This window comes from Nocardioides sp. (assembly GCF_047607185.1).
Classification (GTDB): Bacteria; Actinomycetota; Actinomycetes; order Propionibacteriales; family Nocardioidaceae; genus Nocardioides.
The window spans coordinates 1-18,838 of record NZ_JASGDQ010000054.1; the positions used below are offsets into that span (position 1 = coordinate 1).

The following is an 18,838-nucleotide window of genomic DNA, read 5'->3' on the forward strand; positions in this document are numbered from 1 at the left end:
ACGACCGTCTTCACACCTCGATTGGCGACATCCCGCCGGCCGAGTACGAGGACCTCTACCGCCAGCAGACACACCACTCATCCCCGGGCTACAGTGACCCCGCTGTCGCCTGACACACCCCTCCGACGGCCCCAGGGCGGTTCATTCATTCGAGGAGCATCCCATGCGCATGTTGGACCGGGGTCAGACCTGAGTTGGGTCACGATGCGCCACAGGTCGTGGTAGCTGGCGATGACCTCGCCCGGTCTCATCAGGGCGAGGGGATGTTGGTGACATAGCCCGTCAAGCCGACCAGCCGGCGCGCCCGCGCCAATGACACCTCGTCGAGGACCTTGACAACCTGGGCGCCGCCTGCGTTCTTCACGAACCGCGGTGCCTTGGCGGACTTCTCCCCGGCGACGACTTCCTTCGCGCGGTTCTCCTGCAACGTCAACGTGCGGTTGTCACGCACCGCACGCTTGGTGGAGTAGGCCCACACGGCCCGCCACGAGGCGGGATGCTCGTCGGGATCCACGCGTCGTTCTTTGGAGTAGCCGACTTTGCGCCGGTCGTCTTCCTTCTCGACCTCGAAGTACAGCGTGGTGACGTCGACGCGTCCGAGGTTGCCGACCTGCTCGATGAGGCGCGCCGCAACGCCTGATACTCCCCGGCCGCATGGCACACTGGAAGTGTTCGACCTAGACCCTGGAGGCAGCCATGACTCTCAACCCGCAGTCTGACCTGCCCGCCGAGTGGATCAGCGACAAGCAGGACCTCGCCGAACTGGTCAAGGGCGTCAAGCCCTACACCGGTGGCGACGAGTACGCGATCCCGGACTTCTTCGCCAACGACGAGGAGCAGCAGGAGTTCGTCGCTTGGGTGCGAGCCGAGCGCGACAAAGAACTCGTCTGACGCATGGCTGTCGTTGTCCTCGACACCGACGTCATCTCGGGACTCGTCAAGAAGAACCTGCCAGCAAGCCTCAACGCGAAGCTCGTCGGCCACCAGTTGATCACGACATTCGTCAGCGCGGGCGAGCTCGAACGCTGGGTGGTCCAACGCGACCTGGGTGCTCGACGGCGGGCTGAGATCAAGCAATGGGTCGGTGGTCCCCTCATTACCGGTGGGCGCGACGTCGCTCGGAAGTGGGGCGAGATCATGGCCTACGCGGAGAAGCGCGGTCGACCTCGGCCAGTCAACGACTCGTGGATCGCCGCGTGTTGCTTGGTGCAGGATGTGCCGTTAGCGACTTTGAACACCGGGCACTTCGGCGACTTCGCCGAACATGAGGGCCTCAAGATCATCACGCCGTAGACCCCCAACTGGGCTGTCGCTGGCCTCGGTCGATACGAAGGTCGAGCCCAGAGTGAGGAGAAGAGTTCTGAGCGCAACGTGCCATTGGTGGTCGGTGGCAGAGGCCCCTTTACCGCAGGGCCGGGGTCAGACGAAGGCGAGGGTGGCGGCGTTGCGCCACAGGTCGGGCGAGCGGAAGCCGCCCGAGAGCAGCGTGCGACGCCGAGCGAGCGAGCCCGCTCCCCTGATGGACACGAACTCCTCGAGTACCGCTCGGCTCTCGGGAGGCAGCTGGTCGCGGTAGGTGTCGAGGAAGAGCTCGCCCTGGTCCAGCCGCAGCCGGACCCAGCGTCGTATGTCATCGGCGGTGGGCAGCCGGCGCAGCGCGCCCAGCAGGCTCGACCGCTTCGGCGCCGAGACGTTGCCGCCGTGGACGCGGTAGCGGATGCGCGGGGTCGGGTCGGCGTCGACGTGACCGAAGGCGGCCGCCGTCAGGCCGATCCACCAGTCGTGCATGACCGCCTCCGGCGGGATCTGGCGGACCAGGTCGACCAGGCTCCGGTTGAGCACCGCCGTACAGCCGGTCACGGTGGGATGCATCAGCGCGGTCGGCAGGGCCGCTCCGAAGCCGGGGTCGATCGACTTGAACGCCCAGAACGACGGCGCCAGCGGTCGGCCGGCGGCGTCGACGACCGCCAGGTCGCCGTGCCCGAGCAGCGGCGCGGCGACGCCGTAGCGCGACTCCGCCGCGCGGATCCGCGCCAGCCCGGCCTCGATCTTGTCCGGCAGCCAGATGTCGTCGTGGTCGGCCAGGAGGACGTAGTCACCGCGGGACCCGGCCAGCAGCGAGGCGAAGTTGGCGCCGGCGCTGCCGCTGGGGGTGGTGCGCAGCAGGATCTCGGGCGGGTTGGCCAGCCCGCGGGTCCCGTCGCGCAGGATGTCGGCGGTGGCGTCGGCGGAGCAGTCGTCACTGACCACCAGGACGAAGTCGCGGTAGGTCTGCGCGGCGAGCGAGTCCAGCAGCTCGCCGAGATAGCGCTCGCTCTGGCAGGTCGCCAGCAGGACCTCGACACGCACTCGTCTCAAGCACTCGCCTCGAGCTCGCGCCGCGGCCGTACGGGCAGCGAGCCGAGCGGCAGCGGCCCCCGGTCGAGCACGAACCGGCGGAAGGCCTCCGGGGAGTCCAGGTCGACGTACGCCGTGTCGGGCAGCGCCTCCTCGACCGCGGCGGGCCGGGGGAAGAGCCGGTCGTAGACCGAGACATAGGCGGTCGCCTGCGGCTTCCAGTCGAGCACCAGCGAGACCCGGCGACGGGCCCGCCGCGCCAGCGTCACCCGCAGCTCGGGGTCGTCGAGAAGCCGTTCCACCGCATCGGTGAAGGCCGAGGTGTCCCCCGAGGGGACGTAGAGGCAGGCGTCGGCCCCGGAGACCTGGGTCTCGGTCAGGTCGAAGGAGACCGACGGCAGCGCGTAGGCCATGTACTCCATGGTCTTGTTCATGGTCGAGACGTCGTTGAGCGGCGTCTTGAGGTCGGGGCACAGGCCGACGGTGGCGGCACTGAGGTGCTCGGCGATCATCGCCGCGTCGGCGCGGCCGGTGAAGGTCACCACGTCGTCGAGGCCCAGTTCCGTGGCACGGCGGCGCAGGTCGGCCAGGCAGTCGCCGAAGCCCATCAGCACCGCGTCGACGTCGCGCCGGCCGCGGCCGTGGACCAGCTCGTGCATCACCTCCAGGACGGTGTCGACGCCGTCCTGGGGGCCCATGATGCCGAGGTAGGCAAGGGTGTGCCGGGCGGCCGGGCGGGGCCGGACCGGACGGATCGGCCGCATCACGGTGGTGTCGGGGCCGCTGCGGACCACGGTGACGTCGTCGGGGTCGAGCCCGCCCCGGTCGAGTGCGATCCGGCGGTAGGATTCGTTGGTCGAGATGACGTGGTCGGCGGTCGCATAGGTGCACCGCTCCAGCCATCTCAGGAAGCCGAGCTGGAGCCGGCCGAGCATCGACGTCGGCTCGCCGAACCGGGACAGGAAGAGCTCGGGGTTGAGATCGTGCTGGTCGAAGACGAACCGGACGCCCTTGCGCTTCCAGATCCGGCCGAGCAGCCAGTAGGTGTCGGGCGGGTTGCAGGCCTGGATGACCTGGAAGGGCCGGTCCCGCCACACCTTCCGCGACAGTCTCGCGGTCCGCAGCCAGCAGTAGACGAACTCGATCAGGTAGCCCAGCGCGCCCCGGGCTCGCGGCGCCGGGCGGTACTTGAAGATCCGGATCCCGTCGATGGTCTCCCGGGCCGGGTCGCCGGGCCCCTTGGGGCAGATCACGCTGACGTCGTACCCGCTCGCATGGAGCGCGCGGCACTCCAGCCACACCCGGCGATCCAGCGGCACGGGCAGGTTCTGGACGATGATCAGGACGTGCGTGCGAGCGACCCTCGTTGGCATGACGACAGCCTGTGCAAGCGGCGGCGCCGCAGGCCCGGATCGGCCTGATATTCCCCGATCCTGGGGGTCGGTCCCGCCGGCGCCTCCCCGATCTGGGGGATGCGGTCAGGCGGTACGGCGCGCGGTCCGGGCGAGGGCGTACTTGAGCCGGTCGTAGCGCTCCTTGCCCAGCAGCCGCAGGCCCTGGGTCCGCAGCGTGCCCCGGGTGCCGTCGCGCAGCCGCCGGGCCGGGTGGCCGAGCAGCCGGTCGGTGAGCATCGCGCCCCGGCTCGGGGCGGTGGCGTCGAGGTCGACGGCGAACAGCTCGCGGTACGACGACGGCGCGACCACCCGGCCGCGGATCCGGTTGCTGACATTGGCGCCATGGACGACCTGCAGCCAGCCCGGCGGGCCGCCGACCTCCACGACGGGCATGTGCTGTCCCAGCGCGGTGTGGTACTCGCTCCAGACCGTCATCGGGCTCGCCCAGCTCTCCCGGACCGCGACGAAGGCGTTGCGCCGATCGGTGTTGAGATAGGCCGCGCCGCCGCCCTGCACGATGCCGTGGGTGAGGTAGAGCGCCGCCCGGGGCAGCGTCGTCGCGACCGAGACGAGCCGCTCGGAGTAGTCGACGGCGAGCCCGTCGTCGTTGTCCAGGTTGCTGGTCAGCAGGATCTCCCCGGGCGTGCCCAGGGTGTCCCGGAGGTCGGCAAGCAGCTCCTCGCGGCTGACGGTGGCCCGCAGGATCGGGCGCAGCAGCCCCGAGTCGGCATGGGGTCGGATGCGCTCCAGCAGCCAGTCGGGGCTCTCCGGGTCGAGGTAGACGATCCACCGGACGGCGCTGTTGGTCTGCGCCGCGACCGAGGGCACGGTGTAGCGCTCGAAGAGCGCGATCCTGTCCCGCAGCCAGCCCTCGCGGGCCCGGATCAGGCTCTCCACGCCCGCCGAGGGCAGGTTGAAGCGCGTCAGCAGGACGTGATCGATCACGCTCACCCCTGGAGCGTGACACCGGAGCGGTCCGCTGCCGGCCCCCGCCGGGATACTTCACCCAACCGGGGTATGCCGTCCGCTCCGGGGACGGACACGCCGAGGCTGGCGTAGCAGGCGAGCAGGTCGGCCCGCAGCCCGGCGAGGCTGTAGCGCTCGGTGACGGCCCGGGCGGCCGCGTGGCCGAGGCCGGCGAGCGCGGCGGGGTCGGCCTCGTAGCCGGCGATCGCCCGCTCCACGGCGGCGACGTAGTCGGCCAGCGCGCTGTCGGGGACCGGCGCGGAGTGGGCGGGGTCGAAGAACTCCTCGCCGCCCTGGCCGGTGTAGCCGATCACGTAGCAGCCCGACGCCATCGCCTCGGCGGGCGGCAGCCCGAAGCCCTCGCGCTCGCTGAAGCTGAGGAAGATCGGGCACTCCCGCAGCGTCCGGGCCACCTGTGCCTCGGTCATGCCGCGGATCGGCACCAGCTCCCAGCCGGTCAGGGCGCCGCGGACGGTGAGGATGCTGAGCAGCTGGTGCGCCTCCTGGGCGCGGCGGTTGGTGGCGTAGGCGATCCGGCGCGGCCGGGGCCCGGACTGCTCGTCGCCGGGGTGGAAGACCCCCGGGTCGAGGACCGGCCGGGTCCGGTGGACCAGGACCGGGGCGAAGGTGTCGCTCAGCAGTCGCAGGCCGGCGTCGGAGACGGTCAGGATCGCCTCGATCGGCCGGCGCGCGAATACGGCGGCCTCCTCGAGCGTCATCGCGTCGAAGGTGTAGAAGGGCGCCTGGTTGAAGACCACCACCCGCGACCGGACCGGCAGCCGGTCCAGCTCGGCGCTGTAGAACTCCGGCACCACCAGCAGGTCTTCGGGGGTGACGGCGACCTCGGCGGCGCCGGCGACCCGGGTGTCGTTGGCGAACCACGCGGCCCGCTGGCCGGGCTTGCGGTGGACGACGGTCGCCGGGATGCCCGCCTGGTTGAGCAGGTCGACGTGCCGGTAGAAGACCCGGATCCCGCCCCGGGGCCGGTCGGGGTCCGGGGAGAGATAGTAGACGTGGGGTGGCGCCCCGGTCGCCGGCGCCGACCCGACGGCCGGTGGTCGGCGGCGCCGGGCGTGGCGGGCGGCGGTCGCGGTCCGGGCCAGCTGCTGGGCCAGCTCCTGGGCGATCTCGACCGGCGGTCTCATCGGCCGCCCCCGCTCGTCGGGAAGAACAGCTCCCACGGGCCTGCCGCGGCGGCCAGGATCGGCTCGGGCAGGACCGCCCACTCCTCTCCCACCGGGACCTCGGCCGGTCGCCGGAGCTGGGTGTCGTGCGCGTCCAGAGCGTGGAGCTTCGCGGCCAGGTGCGGTCCGGTGGCGACCACCGCCGCCCGACGCCGTACGACGCGCCGGCCGGCCTCGGCGAGCGACCCGGCCCGGTCGCCCCGGCTGGCCGGCCAGCCGTGCCACAGCCAGACCGGGTACTCCAGCAGCCGGGTGCCGGTCGCGGCCGCCACCCGGCGGGCCGCTCGGCCGACCGCGGCATGGTCCGGGTGCGGCTCCTCGGCGCAGGTGGCGTAGAGCTCGTCGGGCCGCAGCTCGGCGACCAGGCGCACCAGCGCCGCGACCAGGTCGTCCTCGTGGGCGGCCACGGTGCCGTCCTCGATGCCGAGCCACCGCACCTCCTCGACGAGGCCGAGCCGGGTCGCGGCCTCGGTCATCTCGGCGTGCCTGCGCGCAGCGAGCCGCTCCGGCGGGATCGCCGCACTGCGGTGGGAGTGCCGGCCGTCGGTGGCCACCACGACGGTGACCCGGGTGCCGGCAGCGACCTTGGCCAGCATGGTGGCGCCGCAGCCGAGCGTCTCGTCGTCGGGGTGGGGGGCGATGACCAGGGCGCTGCGGCCGGCGGCCGGCACGGTGACATCGCGGGCGGCGCGCAACAGCGCCCGGCGGGAGAGGCCGCGCAGCGCGGCGGTGGCGCTCATCGGCTCGCCATCCGGCTCGCCACCGCTCGTGGCAGCGCCCCGCAGATGCCGAGGCAGAGGAAGAACATGCCGGCGGCCTGGGGGAAGGAGAAGCCGTCGAAGAGCGCCATCGAGACGGCGCCGGCCAGGGTGCCGCCCAGGGCCGCGACGCAGAGCTGGCGGGTCGAGTCGTCGCCGGCCCGCCGTGCCAGGGCCGCGGCGCGGGCAGCGACGGCCACCGCGGTCAGGATCAGCCCGAGCAGTGCGGCCAGGCCGAGCACGCCGGCGCCGATGAGGAGGATGAGGTACTCGTTGTCGAGGATCCAGTACTTCGGCAGGAAGGTGCCGACGCCGCGACCGATCCAGAGGTGGTGGCTCCAGAACTCCTCGACGATCCGGTAGCTGTCGGTCCGCGACGCCACGCTGGGGTCGGACCCGGCGCCGAGGAACATGCCGGCGAGGGTGCCCAGGAAGCCCGGCAGCATCACGAAGGCGACGCAGAGCACCAGCAGGCTGGCGCCGACGGCGATGAGCCGGGTCCGGCCGTTCCAGGCGAACAGCATGGCGACGAAGCCGACGGTGCCGCAGACGATGGCGGTCCGGGACCCGATGAGCAGCAGGGTGATGGCGACGAGTACGGCGATCAGCCGGCGCAGCCAGGCGCGGGCGCCTGGGCGGCCGGCCACCGCGAACGCCAGCGGCATCCCGACGGCGAGCACCGAGGCGAGCTCGATGGGATGGCTGGCGGTGCCGGCCGGGCGGGTGATGATGCCGCGCTGGGCGATCTCGATGCCGCTCGCCGGGGTCAGGCCGGGCAGCGAGATCCGGTCGACCCAGACCTCGCCGGTGAAGCTCTGCACCAGGGCGATCGCACAGACCGCGCCGAGCACGTAGACCAGCCGGGTGACCAGGGTCCAGACCTGCTCGGCGTCGCGCAGCCCGTCGGCGGCCAGGCAGACCAGGCCGATGCAGCCGACCATCCGGATCAGCGCGGCGTCGAGCAGGCTGCGCTCGTCGGCCGGGTACGGCGTCGCGGCGCTGTGGGCGTAGGCGATCACGCAGACCAGCAGGAAGACCAGGGCGGCGATCCGGACCACTCTGCCGGCGTCGACCGGTTCCGGCACGGCCCGGTTGACCAGCGTCCAGGACCACCACATGAAGCAGCCGACGGCCGCCAGCGTCGCCGGCCCGCCGACCTGCCCCAGTGCCGCGATGAGCATCGGCGCGGGGAAGACGAACAGGATGACGACGTACGCCGTCAGCACGCGCAGCCCCTCCCGCGACTCCGGTCGCCCGGGCAGGCCGGGTGTCGGTGTCGCGGCCGGGCGGGCCGGTGCCGTGGCGATCACCGGCTGCCGGCCCTGGTGAACCAGACGGCGCTGACCAGTGGCTCCGGCAGTTCCTCGGGCATCTCCTCGGGACTCTCGGGATCGCGCCGCCGCGCCTGCCGGGCACGCAGCAGGCCGTCGATCGCCCCGATCAGGAAGATCAGCACCACCGCCGACGCGCCGACGGCGACGATGGCCGAGCGCAGCTGCGCCTTGTGGCTGACGACCGGCTCCGCCTCGGCGGTGAGCTGGTAGGAGGTGATCTGGGCGTCCGCCTCGACGCCCACCCCCTGCTGTACGTCGGCGAGCACGACCGGCAGCCGGGCGACCAGGTCGCCGACCAGGTCCTTGCTGATCTGCTCGTCGGAGCCGATCGCGGTGAGGACCACCACCGGGGCCGAGCTCAGCACGTCGCCGTCCACCGAGTAGGTGGTGCCGGGGTACTTCCTCGCGATCGCCGCCTCGACGTCCTTCGACGTCATGGCACCGATGAGGATGTCGCGGGCCTGGTTGAGGTTGCCCAGGAAGAACAGCGGGTTGCCCAAGGTGTAGTCGGTGGTATCGGGCGCGACATTGCGTGCCGGACCCGGCGGCAGCAGCACCGTGGTGGCGCTGTAGCTGTAGGTGGGTCCGCCCGTCATCGCGACGACATAGCCGGCCACCGCCGCGAGCAGCGCGGCCAGTGCCGTGAGCAGTTTGCGCCGCCACAGCGCGGCGATCAGAGATCCCATCTCGGGACACCCCCTCGGAGTTGGAGACGAAGCCGGAGCCGCAGGAGCATCCGGTCGACGAGGACGACCGCCGCAGCGGTGAGCGCGGCGCCGGCGAGCAGCGTGCCGGCCAGGGCGCGCTTGGGGTTGCTCAACGCGTGCTCGACGCTCAGCTGCGGCGAGCGCTGCTCGGTGAAGACCTGCATCGCCGACGGCACGCCGATGCGCTGCTGCAGGTCGGCGACGGCCACCCGGACCTGCTCCAGCGCGGTCGTGATCCGCTGCTCGACCTCCGCCTCGCTGACGCCGACGGCCTCGATGTCGATATAGGGCAGCGCGGCCGCGGGCAGCCACTGGACCCCGGTGTTGCGGAGCTGGACCAGGGTCCCGGACCGCTCCCCTATGCCGACCAGGGTGGCCCCGGAGGAGGCCGAGCGCAACATGTTGGGACGCTGGTTGACCTGCTGCACCGCCAGCGAGGCGATCGCGATCGGGGAGCGGGAGAGCAGCGAGTTGGCCGCGGTGCTCTCGCCCTTGGGGAGCAGTACGACGAGGGTCGCCTCACCCCAGTAGGTCACCGCGGTGCGGTGCAGCGGCAGCGCCACGGCGGCGGTCAGCGCGACGCCGACCAGGACGACGTACCACCGCCGGAGCGCGGCGCGCAGCAGCTGGGCCAGGGTCACCGCGACACCTCCGGGGCGTGGGCAGCATGGCGCAGCACCGCCAGATGCCGGTCCAGGCAGGTCGCCGGGTCGAAGGCGGCCTCGGCGTGCAGCGCGATCTGCTGGCGTCGCGCCGCCCACTGCGCGCGCCGGCGGGCCACGTCGCTCAGCGCGGCGACGAGGGCCTCGCGGTTGCCCTGCCGGGCGAACCGGGCGCGGGCGATGGCCGGCCAGTCCACGGCCAGCGGGTCGCCGAGCGGGTTCGGCACCAGCAGGCCAGCGCCGGGGACCGCCGCCAGCTGGTCGACCGCCCCGGAGACCTCGGAGAGCACCACCGGCAGCCCGGCGGTCATCGCCTCCATGGACGCCAGCGCCCAGCCCTCGAAGAAGGAGTCCAGCACGAAGCAGTCGGCGGCCGCCAGCAGCGCCGCCGGCCGGTCCAGCTGGTCGCGGACGTGGATCCGGTCGCGGCAGCGCAGCCGGCTCCGCAGCGCGAGGACCTGGCCGGCGTACGACGGATCGTCGGGGCGGCCGGCAACCACCAGCACCGCGTCGGGAACCCGCTCGGCGACGTCGGCGAAGGCCTCGACGAGGCCATAGCTGTTCTTCTGGGGACAGTGCCGCGCCAGCGAGACGACCAGGAACTCCTCGTCGATCCCCAGCGCGGCGCGAGCCGCCTGCCTGACCCGGGCGGGCTGCCGCGCCGACACCACGCCGTTGGGGATGACGGTGAGGGCCTCGCTCGGCGCGATCCGGAGGTACTCCTCCCGGGCCATCTCGCTGAGCGTCACGACGGCGGTCAGTGCGGCGGTGCGGGCGGCGATCTCGCCCGGGCCGGCGGCGTAGAGGGTGTGCATCCCGTGCACGGTCTCGACCGCCGGGACGCCTTGCCGACGCAGCGCCTCGACCGCCCAGTCGGGGGCGCCGTGGACGCTGGCGACCTCGGGCCGGAGCTCGGCCAGCGCGGCGGCCAGCGCGGCCGCGTCGACGGCGCGGACGTCGTACCCCTCCTCGCGCAGCGTCGCGGCGAGCCGGCCGTCGTGCTCCGGCTTCGTCCACGCGATCAGGACGACGACGCTGGCGCCGCGCTCGCGTAGCCCCCGGGCGAGGAAGGCGACGAAGACGTCCATGCCGCCGACGTCGAGCTCGCTGGTCACCACCGCGACCCGGAGCTCGGCGGACCCGAGCACGACCGGCGCGGGTGGCACCTGGACCGTGGCGATCCCGGCCAGGCCCGGCCCGTCGCCGTACAGCGGCCGGTCCCAGCGCTCGAGCGTCACGGTGGCGGCGGAGGGCCGCAGCCAGGCCGGCGTCAGCCGCCGGAGCCCGGTCCGCAGTCGCGGCGGCACCAGTGCGGCCAGCCGCTGCAGCCTCAGCCGGAGCCGGTCGCGCCCGGCCCCGGTCATGCCCGCGCCTCCGCTCGGCCGAGCCGCAGCCGTCGGGCGATCCCGGCAGGCAGGTAGGGGCGCGCCAGCGGCGCGGCGATCGCCACGTAGACGGCGAACCCGGCCATTGCGCCGGCGATCAGCTGCCACCACGATCCGTCGGTCAGCAGCGCGACGCCGCGCGCCACCAGGCCGGCGAGCAGCGCGGCCCCGGCGGCGGGGGCGGCCGCGCCGAGCAGCTGTCCCCAGCGCAGCCGGAGCTCGGCGCGGGCGGTCGCCAGGTAGAGCGGCAGCGCGACGGCGAGCACGACGGCGACGTGGGACCAGCCCACGCCGGGCAGGCCGCCGGCGGCGAGCCCCCACAGCATGGTCGGGACCAGCACGACGATCCAGCCGAGCTGGATGAACAGCAGCCGCCAGGTGCGACCGAGTGCGACCAGCACGTTGGCGAGCAGCAGGCAGTAGGCGAACACCATCCCGTAGAGGGCGAGCACCTCCAGCACCGGGATCGAGGCCGCCCACTTCTCGCCGTACAGGCTCAGCACCACCGGCCGGGCCAGCGCCAGCACCAGCGCGCCGACCGGCAGCGCGCACAGCGAGACCAGTCGTACCGCGGTGACCAGCGCGGCGCCCCGCGCGGCGGCGTCGCGACCGACCCGGGCGATGGCCGGCACCACGATGCCGTTGAGGACGCTGCCGAGCACCACCGTGGGCCAGCTCGCGACGGTGAAGGCGAGCAGGTAGGTGCCGACCTGCTCCTCCGACATCCGGCGGGCGATGACGAGGTAGTCGGCGTTGAGGAGCGTCCAGTTGACGAGGTTGGCGACCGAGAGCGGCAGCCCGAAGACGAGCAGGCCCCGGACCAGGCCGGGCGAGAGACCGGGCAGGTAGATCTTGCGCAGGCCCGTCACCACGACGATCCCCGAGACGATCTGGCCGGCGACGCGGGACCAGGCGAAGGCGGTGGCGCCGTCGCCGTGCAGAGCGAGCAGGATCAGCATCGCGTTGGCCGGGACGAAGGAGATGGCCTGGGCGAGGAAGAGCCGGCGCTGCCGGAACTCCCAGGCGAGCTGGGCGCAGGGCACCGCGAAGAGGCCGTTGAGGACCAGGCAGAGCGAGAGGATCCGCAGCGGCCCGGCGGCCTGCGGCGAGCCCAGCAGCGCGGCCAGCGGGGCGGCGGTCAGGAACATCAGCACGGCCAGCGCCGAGCCGACGCCGAGGGCGAGGGTGGAGACCGTCGGCGCGATATCGCGCGGGTCGACCGAGGAGCGGGTGATGGCCGCGCCCATGCCGAGCTCGGCCAGGCTGCTGACCACCAGGAAGACCGCCGCCGCGACGGCGAAGACGCCGAAGTCGACCGGCGTCAGCAGCCGGGCGACGACGGCGGTGATCGCCACATTGGCGACGCGCATGAACATGCCGCTGGCGGCCGTCCACATCGCCCCGGAGACGACCATCCGGCGGTCGACGGCGACCTTCGGCGGCAGCGTGTCGGTGGCGGTCACGGCCGCTCCCGGAGCAGCCGCCGGGTCCGGGAGAGACCTTCCCTGGCCAGCAGCCTGCCCGCCTCCGCCGCGCGGCGCGGGCGGGACGGGAGTCGCGTCAGGGCTTGGCGGTAGACGCCGACCAGGCCGTCGGCGGCGGCGGCGAGGCCGAACCTGTCGGCGACCTGGCGCAGCCCGAAGGCGCCCAGCTCGGCGCGCCGGGCCGGGTCGGCGGCGAGCGCGTCGAGGGTCGCGGCGAGCTCGCCGACCGGGTCGGTGCGGCCGCCGTGGCCGTAGAAGCCCTCGCGCCGGAAGTGGGGCACGGTGTCGGGCTCGTAGGTGAGGAGGAAGCCGTCCTCGCCCAGCACCACGACCGGCTTGCCGTGGGCGAGGCCGCGGATGGCCGAGCCGCCCATGCCGAGCACGATGTCGGCGGCGGCGTAGGCGGGGTGTGGGTCGAGCAGCGAGCCGGTGAGCACCACGGCGGAGCGGCGCAGGGCCGTGTCGACCCGCCGGGCGGCGGCGGCGAGGTCGGCGAAGGCGTCGCCGTCGCCCACCACGACCAGCCGGAGCGGGGTGTCGGCGGCGGCTACCGCGGCGATCGCCTGCTCGATGCCGGCAGCCTTCATCTCCCGGTCCAGCCTGCTGACGACGGCCACCAGGGTCTCGGTGTCGGCGATGCCGTGGGCCTCACGGAAGGCGCGGCCGGCGCCGGGGTCGGGGCGGTCGGCGACGGCGTCGACCGGCGGCTCCATGAGGTGGACCGCCGCCCGGCGAGGAGCGGCCTCGGCGAGCATCGCGCCGGTGCCGACGATCAGCGGCACCGCCGGCGAGCCCCAGAACGCATTGGCCATGGTCCAGTTGGTCTCGACGGCGGCGCGGGCGCGCCAGGAGGCGGCGGCGACGCCGAGCGGGCGGGCCAGCCAGGGCGCGAAGACGTGGACGACGTCGCTGTGGTGGGCCGCGGCGAGCCGGTCGATGGCCCGAGCGGTGCGCCACAGCCCCTGCCCGGCGGGGAGGATCTCGATGTCGAGGCCGGCCGCCTCGGCGTAGGGCACCACCGAGGTCGTCACCGACCTTGTCACCGTCTCGTCGGCGACGGCGAAGAGGGAGACGTCGTGGCCGGCGGCGCGCAGCGTCCGGCCGAGGTCGACGGCGTTGATCTGGCAGCCGCCGAGGGCCAGTCCGGCCAGGCCGAGCGTCACCGTCAGCGGGCCGCCGTCCGCCGCTCTCACCCGGGACGGAGCGACCCCGAGTGCGGTCACCGCCCGCGCACCGCTCGGCGCAGGGCGTCGGCGACGCGCTCCTGCTGCTCGGCGCTCAGGTGGGGGTACATCGGCAGCGACAGGATCTCGGTTGCCGCCCGCTCGGCGACCGGGAAGCTCCCCGGGCCGAGGCCGAGATGGGCGTAGGCGCCGGTGAGATGCACCGGCGTCGGGTAGTGGATGCCGGCGCCGATGCCGGCGGCGCCGAGCTCGGCGAGCACCCGGTCCCGGTCGGCGACCCGGACGACGTAGAGATGCCAGACGTCCTCGTTGCCGGCCGCGCTGCGCGGCACCCGGACGCCGGGCACGTCGGCAAGCAGCTCGGCGTAGCGGTCGGCGGCGCCGCGACGCAGTTCGTTCCACTTCTCCAGCCGCGCCAGCTTCGCCAGCAGTACGACGGCCTGGACCGTGTCGAGGCGGGAGTTGCGGCCGACGACCTCGTGAACGTACTTGCTCGGCGAGCCGTGCGCCGACAGCACCCGCACCCGCTGGGCGAGCTCGGCGTCGTCGGTCATCACCGCGCCGCCGTCGCCGGCGGCACCGAGGTTCTTGCCGGGGTAGAAGCTGGTCGCCGCGACGGTGCCGAGGCTGCCGGCGGGGTGGCCGTTCTTGCGGGCGCCCTGCGACTGGGCGGCGTCCTCGACGACGGGCACCCCGGCCGCGGTGGCGATCGCCACCAGCCGGCCCATCGGCGCGGTCTGCCCGAACAGGTGCACCGGGACGATCGCCCGGGTGCGCTCGGTGACCGCTGCCGCCACCGCGTCGGGGTCGATGAGCAGGTGCTCCTCGTCGACGTCGACCAGGACCGGAGTGGCACCGACGGCGGAGACCGCCTCGGCGGTCGCGATGAAGGTGTTGGCAGGAAGGATCACCTCACCGCCGGGGCCCACGCCGAGCGCCCGGAGGGCGAGCTCGAGGGCGTCGGTGCCGTTGCCGACGCCGACACAGTGCTCGACACCGAGGTAGTCGGCGTACTCGCGCTCGAACTCGGCGACCTCGGCGCCGCCGACGAAGGCGGTGCGGGCGAAGACCGCGTCGAGTCCGAGCCGGATCTGGTCGGCGACCTCGTCGTACTGGGCGGCGAGGTCGAGGAAGGGGACATTCATGGGACCAGCTGCTTCCTGAGGGCGAGGGACTGTGCGGGCACACCGGCCCAGGTCTCCCCGGCGGGGAGGTTGCGGAGTAGCACGGACCCCATGCCGAGCACCGCGTCGGCGCCGACGACGACGTTCTCGCGGACCGAGGAGCTCATGCCGAGGTAGGCGCCCTCGCCGACCGTGACGCCGCCGCCGAGCGCGACCTTGGCGCACAGCGTGGCGAAGTCGGAGACGACGTCGTCGTGAGTGAGCGTCACGTGCGGCATGGCGACGACGTGCCGGTGCAGGTGGACGCCGGCGGTCATCACCACCGAGGCGAGCAGGATGCAGCCCGGGCCCACGGTGCAGCCGGGCGGGATCTCGACGCCGGGGTGGATCACCCGGCCGTAGCGCCGGCCCGGCACGCCGAGGGCGGTGAGCCGGTGCGCGAGGTGGCGGCGGACCGCGCCGCGGCCAGCGCACAGCACCAGGTCGCCGTCGTGCTCGGCGGCGGCGACCACCGGGCCGACGACCCGGACGCCGTCGACCAGGGTGCCCCACAGGGCGCGGTCGTCGTCGACGAGCATCAGCTCGTCGTAGCGGCCACTGGCCGCCTCGACGGCGATCACCTCACGGGCCAGGCCGCTGGCGGCAACCAGGATCAGCGATGTCATGACCGCCCTCCTCGCTGCGCTCCGGGGCGGCGTGATGCCCTCGGTTCGCTCGCAAGCTCGCTCACGACGGGTCCCGCAGCACGTCGACGACCCGGGCCTGCTCCGACTCCGAGAGCTGGTGGAACAGCGGCAGGATCAGGGTGTGGTCGGTGAGCCTGGCGGTCACCGGCAGCGGGACGTCGCCGGTGTCCCGGCCGGTGTAGGCGGGCTGCCGGTGGGCGGCCATGATGCCCCGGCGGGCGGAGATGTCGGCCTTGGCGAGCGCGGCGAGCAGGCCGTCGCGGTCGACGGGGTAGCCGGGGCCGACCTCGACCCAGAACGACTGGAAGTTGCTGGTGCCCCACGGCGGGTCGGCGACGGCGCGCAGCCCGGGGATCTCCTCGATCGCCTTCCGGTAGCCCCGCGCCAGCTCCCGGCGCCGGGCGACCACCTCGGGGAGCCGGGCCAGCTGGACCAGCCCGACGGCCGCCTGCAGGTCGGTCATCCGGAAGTTGAAGCCGATCTCGTCGTACTGCTCGGCGGGCGCGAGCACGCTGGCGTGGCGGGCGGCGGCGGAGACGCTCATCGCGTGCTCGCGGAGCCGGCGGGCGCGCTCGGCCCAGTCCGGCCGCGACGTGGTCACGATGCCGCCCTCGCCGGTGGTGAGGATCTTGCGGGGGTGGAAGGACCAGGCGGCGATCTCGGCGCTTGCACCGACAGGGCGACCCTGATAGGTGGAGCCGGCGGCACAGGCGGCGTCCTCCACCACGACGATGCCGCGGGGGTCGCAGACGGACCGGATGGCGCGCAGGTCGACGGGCACGCCGCCCTGGTCGACGGCGATGACGGCCTTGGTGCGCGGGGTGAGCGCCGCCTGGACGGTGGCCGCGGTGAGGTTGCCGGTGACGGCATCGACGTCGGCGAAGACCGGCCGGGCGCCGACATAGGTGGGCGCGTTGGCGGTGGCGATGAACGAGAGCGACGGCACCACCACGTCGTCGCCGCGACCGACGCCGGTGACCACCATCGCCAGGTGGAGGGCGGTCGTGCAGTTCGAGGTCGCCACGGCGTACGACGCCTGCTGACTGGCGGCGAAGGCCTCCTCGAAGGCCGCGACCCGGGGGCCCTGGGCAACCCAGCCGGAGGCGATGACCTCGGCGAGGGCCGCGGCCTCCTCCTCGCCCAGCCAGGGCTGCATCACGTTGACGCGGCTCATCGCGCCACCCCGAGAGCGCGGCCGGCGGCGACCTCCTCGCGCAGCGGACGCCACCAGTCGACCAGCATCCTCAGGCCCTCGTCGAGGTCGATCGTGGGCCGCCAGCCGAGGTCGCGGCGGGCGGCACGGATGTCGGCGAGCCGGCGGGTGACGCCGTTGACGACGCGGGCCGGGCCGTGCTCGATGCTCAGGTTGGTCGCACCCATCACCCGCAGCAGCGTCTTGGCCAGGGTGAGCAGGCTGGTCTCGGTGCCGCTGGCGATGTTGTAGATGCCGTCGGTGACGCCCGAGGCGGCGGCGAGCAGGTTGGCGCGGGCGATGTCGGGCACGCAGACGAAGTCCATGGTCTGCCGACCGTCACCGAGGACCAGCGGTGGCCGGCCGTCGGCGATCCGCTCCATCCAGCGCACCAGCACCTCGGTGTAGGCGCCGTGGACGTCCATCCGCGGACCGTAGACGTTGAAGTAGCGCAGGCCGACGTAGTCCAGTCCCTTCATCGCGTGGAAGCTGCGGACCAGTCCCTCGTTGAACGACTTGGCCGCGCCGTACAGCGTGTCGTTGTGGTGGTGGTGATGGTGCTCGGGGGTCGGGAACTCCTCGGCCAGCCCGTAGACCGAGGCCGAGGAGGCGTAGACGAGCTTGTCGACGCCCGCCGCCGCGGCGGCCTCGACGACGTTGAAGGTGCCGTCGGCGAGCACCTCCATCGCCAGCCGGGGCTCCTCGGCGCACAGCGTGATCCGGATGGCGGCCTGGTGGAAGACGAGGTCCTGGCCGCGGGTGATGTCGTGGACCAGGTCGCGGTTGCGGATGTCGCCCTGGACCAGGGTGGCCCGGCCGGTGGCGAGCGCGTCGCGGAGGTTGGCGCGGCGGCCACGGATCAGGTTGTCGAGGACGACGACGTGCTCGACGCCGACGGCCAGCAGCTGGTCGACGATGGTCGAGCCGATGGTGCCGGCACCGCCGGTCACCAGCACGCGGGCGCCGCGCAGCCGGTTCGCGTGACGAGGGTCGGGGGCGATGGGCGGAAGGGTCATCGGATCAGCTCCAGGGTCGGGGCGGGAGCGGCGACCTGGACCTGGGCGCCGTTGGCACGGAGGCTGGTGGCGGCGGCCTCCAGCACGGCGAGGACCCGCAGCCCGGCGGCGCCGTCGGTGGCGGGTGGCCGGTCCTCGTGGATGGCGGCGGCGAACTCGGCGACCATCTCGGCGAGCGCCTCCCGCTCGGGCAGGGCGGGCGCCCAGGTGTCGCCGAGGCGATAGCTGATCGAGGCGGTACGGCGGTCGGCGCTGTCGACGGTCTGCTGGACCAGGTCCACGCCCCGGTCGAAGACGCTGAGCCGCTGCTGCGGGTTGAGGTCGTCCCATACCAGCGTCCGCTCGCTGCCGCCGATCACCATCTGGCGGATCTTGGTGGGGCTGAGCCAGTTGACGTGGACGTGGGCGAGCGCGCCACCTGTCAAGGGAAGGGACAGGTAGCCGACGCAGGGCTTGCCGGCACCGATCGGGTCGGCGCCCTGGGCAGAGACGCCCAGCGGCCGCAGCCCGTCGGGCAGGATGTGGTCGAGCACCGACAGGTCGTGCGGGGCGAGGTCCCAGAAGACGTCGACGTCGGGCTGGACCAGGCCGAGGTTGATCCGGACCGAGTCGACGAAGAGGATCTCGCCCAGCTGGCCGGTGGTGACCAGCTCGCGGATCTTGCGGACCACCGGGGTGTAGCAGAAGGTGTGGTCGGCCATCAGCACCAGGCCCGCGGCCCGGGCCGCCTCGACCATGGCCTCGCCGGCGGCGACGCTGTCGGCGAGCGGCTTCTCGACCAGGACGTGCTTGCCGGCGGCCAGCGCGGCCTCGGCGATCGGCCGGTGGCTGCGGGCCGGGGTGGCGATCGCGACGGCGTGGACGTCGTCGCGGCCGAGCACCTCGGCCAGGTCGTCGGTGACGAGGACGCCGCTGCGGGCCCCCACGACGGCGCTGGCCCGCTCGGTGTCGAGGTCGCAGACGGCGACCAGGTCCCAGGCGGGGCTGCCGCGGAAGTTGCGGATCAGGTTGGGGCCCCAATAGCCGGCGCCCACCACGGCGACCCCGAGAGGGGCCGGCTCCGCAGTGCTGTTGCGGGTGGTCATTCGGTCGATCTCCACGTATCAGAGGGCTGGTAACACCAGAGAACCCGCAGCCGTGCCGCCACGGACCGACCGCGGCGGCCTATCCCCTCATTTGGGGATCGCCTGCCCAGGGGTGAGGCGGTCAACTCGGTCGGGTTGCTTATCTGGTTTATCTTGCTCAGTGCAGGCGGTGTTGGACCGCCTGGAGTCGGGGGCGCTGGTCGGTCTGAAGAAGGGCCGAGAGTGGCGTCTGCCCACCTGGCAGTTCGACCCCGACGCCGAGCGTGGCTTCGTTCCCGGCCTGGCCGAGCTCCAGCGGGTGTTCCCGGGTGGCCCGGTGACGCTGACCGCCTGGATGACC

At 73.3% G+C, this 18,838-nt stretch carries 19 protein-coding genes; 2 read left to right on the top strand and 17 right to left on the bottom strand.

Annotated elements, in window-relative coordinates; genetic code table 11:
• Positions 1 to 250: 250 nt before the first annotated feature.
• The gene (locus tag QM595_RS05340) at positions 251 to 661 is read right to left on the bottom strand and encodes a hypothetical protein (RefSeq protein ID WP_415170494.1); all 411 of its coding nucleotides are present in this window, start codon (positions 659 to 661) and stop codon (positions 251 to 253) included.
• Between the two features lie 35 nt (positions 662 to 696).
• Here QM595_RS05340 and QM595_RS05345 point away from each other — a divergent pair, with 35 nt between their 5' ends.
• Both QM595_RS05345 and QM595_RS05350 read left to right on the top strand, forming a co-directional pair.
• Entirely contained in the window at positions 697 to 891 is a 195-nt protein-coding gene (locus QM595_RS05345) for a hypothetical protein (protein ID WP_415170495.1), read from the top strand.
• A gap of 3 nt (positions 892 to 894) precedes the next feature.
• The gene (locus tag QM595_RS05350) at positions 895 to 1,293 is read left to right on the top strand and encodes a PIN domain-containing protein (protein ID WP_415170496.1); all 399 of its coding nucleotides are present in this window, start codon (positions 895 to 897) and stop codon (positions 1,291 to 1,293) included.
• 126 nt (positions 1,294 to 1,419) lie between these two features.
• On the opposite strand, the gene QM595_RS05355 is transcribed toward QM595_RS05350, so the two are convergent.
• From QM595_RS05355 to QM595_RS05430, 16 genes are all read right to left on the bottom strand, one after another.
• Complete coding sequence (locus QM595_RS05355) at positions 1,420 to 2,349, bottom strand: glycosyltransferase family 2 protein (RefSeq protein WP_415170512.1); 930 nt, start codon at positions 2,347 to 2,349, stop codon at positions 1,420 to 1,422.
• A 5-nt stretch (positions 2,350 to 2,354) separates the two neighbouring features.
• On the bottom strand, positions 2,355 to 3,710 hold the full coding sequence (locus QM595_RS05360; RefSeq protein WP_415170497.1) for a glycosyltransferase family 4 protein: 1,356 nt from the start codon (positions 3,708 to 3,710) through the stop codon (positions 2,355 to 2,357).
• Between the two features lie 105 nt (positions 3,711 to 3,815).
• Positions 3,816 to 4,682, bottom strand: coding sequence for a glycosyltransferase (locus QM595_RS05365; protein WP_415170498.1), 867 nt, complete (start codon positions 4,680 to 4,682; stop codon positions 3,816 to 3,818).
• The gene (locus QM595_RS05370) at positions 4,679 to 5,842 is read right to left on the bottom strand and encodes a glycosyltransferase (RefSeq protein ID WP_415170499.1); all 1,164 of its coding nucleotides are present in this window, start codon (positions 5,840 to 5,842) and stop codon (positions 4,679 to 4,681) included. The genes QM595_RS05365 and QM595_RS05370 overlap by 4 nt, the downstream gene beginning before the upstream one ends.
• Positions 5,839 to 6,621, bottom strand: a complete 783-nt coding sequence (locus QM595_RS05375; RefSeq protein ID WP_415170500.1) for a PIG-L deacetylase family protein — start codon at positions 6,619 to 6,621, stop codon at positions 5,839 to 5,841. The genes QM595_RS05370 and QM595_RS05375 overlap by 4 nt, the downstream gene beginning before the upstream one ends.
• On the bottom strand, positions 6,618 to 7,949 hold the full coding sequence (locus tag QM595_RS05380; RefSeq protein WP_415170501.1) for an O-antigen ligase family protein: 1,332 nt from the start codon (positions 7,947 to 7,949) through the stop codon (positions 6,618 to 6,620). The genes QM595_RS05375 and QM595_RS05380 overlap by 4 nt, the downstream gene beginning before the upstream one ends.
• On the bottom strand, positions 7,946 to 8,659 hold the full coding sequence (locus tag QM595_RS05385; protein ID WP_415170502.1) for a hypothetical protein: 714 nt from the start codon (positions 8,657 to 8,659) through the stop codon (positions 7,946 to 7,948). Before QM595_RS05385 ends, QM595_RS05380 begins: the two co-directional genes overlap by 4 nt.
• Positions 8,647 to 9,321, bottom strand: coding sequence for a hypothetical protein (locus QM595_RS05390; RefSeq protein ID WP_415170503.1), 675 nt, complete (start codon positions 9,319 to 9,321; stop codon positions 8,647 to 8,649). Before QM595_RS05390 ends, QM595_RS05385 begins: the two co-directional genes overlap by 13 nt.
• Positions 9,318 to 10,706, bottom strand: coding sequence for a glycosyltransferase family 4 protein (locus tag QM595_RS05395; RefSeq protein WP_415170504.1), 1,389 nt, complete (start codon positions 10,704 to 10,706; stop codon positions 9,318 to 9,320). Before QM595_RS05395 ends, QM595_RS05390 begins: the two co-directional genes overlap by 4 nt.
• Positions 10,703 to 12,190, bottom strand: coding sequence for an oligosaccharide flippase family protein (locus QM595_RS05400; protein ID WP_415170505.1), 1,488 nt, complete (start codon positions 12,188 to 12,190; stop codon positions 10,703 to 10,705). The genes QM595_RS05395 and QM595_RS05400 overlap by 4 nt, the downstream gene beginning before the upstream one ends.
• Positions 12,187 to 13,434, bottom strand: coding sequence for a glycosyltransferase (locus tag QM595_RS05405; protein WP_415170506.1), 1,248 nt, complete (start codon positions 13,432 to 13,434; stop codon positions 12,187 to 12,189). Before QM595_RS05405 ends, QM595_RS05400 begins: the two co-directional genes overlap by 4 nt.
• The gene (locus QM595_RS05410) at positions 13,431 to 14,540 is read right to left on the bottom strand and encodes a DegT/DnrJ/EryC1/StrS family aminotransferase (RefSeq protein WP_415170507.1); all 1,110 of its coding nucleotides are present in this window, start codon (positions 14,538 to 14,540) and stop codon (positions 13,431 to 13,433) included. Before QM595_RS05410 ends, QM595_RS05405 begins: the two co-directional genes overlap by 4 nt.
• On the bottom strand, positions 14,537 to 15,184 hold the full coding sequence (locus QM595_RS05415) for an acetyltransferase (RefSeq protein WP_415170508.1): 648 nt from the start codon (positions 15,182 to 15,184) through the stop codon (positions 14,537 to 14,539). The genes QM595_RS05410 and QM595_RS05415 overlap by 4 nt, the downstream gene beginning before the upstream one ends.
• A gap of 61 nt (positions 15,185 to 15,245) precedes the next feature.
• Entirely contained in the window at positions 15,246 to 16,379 is a 1,134-nt protein-coding gene (locus tag QM595_RS05420; RefSeq protein WP_415170509.1) for a DegT/DnrJ/EryC1/StrS family aminotransferase, read from the bottom strand.
• Positions 16,376 to 17,413, bottom strand: a complete 1,038-nt coding sequence (locus QM595_RS05425; protein ID WP_415170510.1) for an NAD-dependent epimerase/dehydratase family protein — start codon at positions 17,411 to 17,413, stop codon at positions 16,376 to 16,378. Before QM595_RS05425 ends, QM595_RS05420 begins: the two co-directional genes overlap by 4 nt.
• Positions 17,410 to 18,498 (bottom strand): Gfo/Idh/MocA family protein, encoded by a 1,089-nt coding sequence (locus QM595_RS05430; protein ID WP_415170511.1) that lies wholly within the window; start codon positions 18,496 to 18,498, stop codon positions 17,410 to 17,412. Before QM595_RS05430 ends, QM595_RS05425 begins: the two co-directional genes overlap by 4 nt.
• Positions 18,499 to 18,838 lie beyond the last annotated feature (340 nt).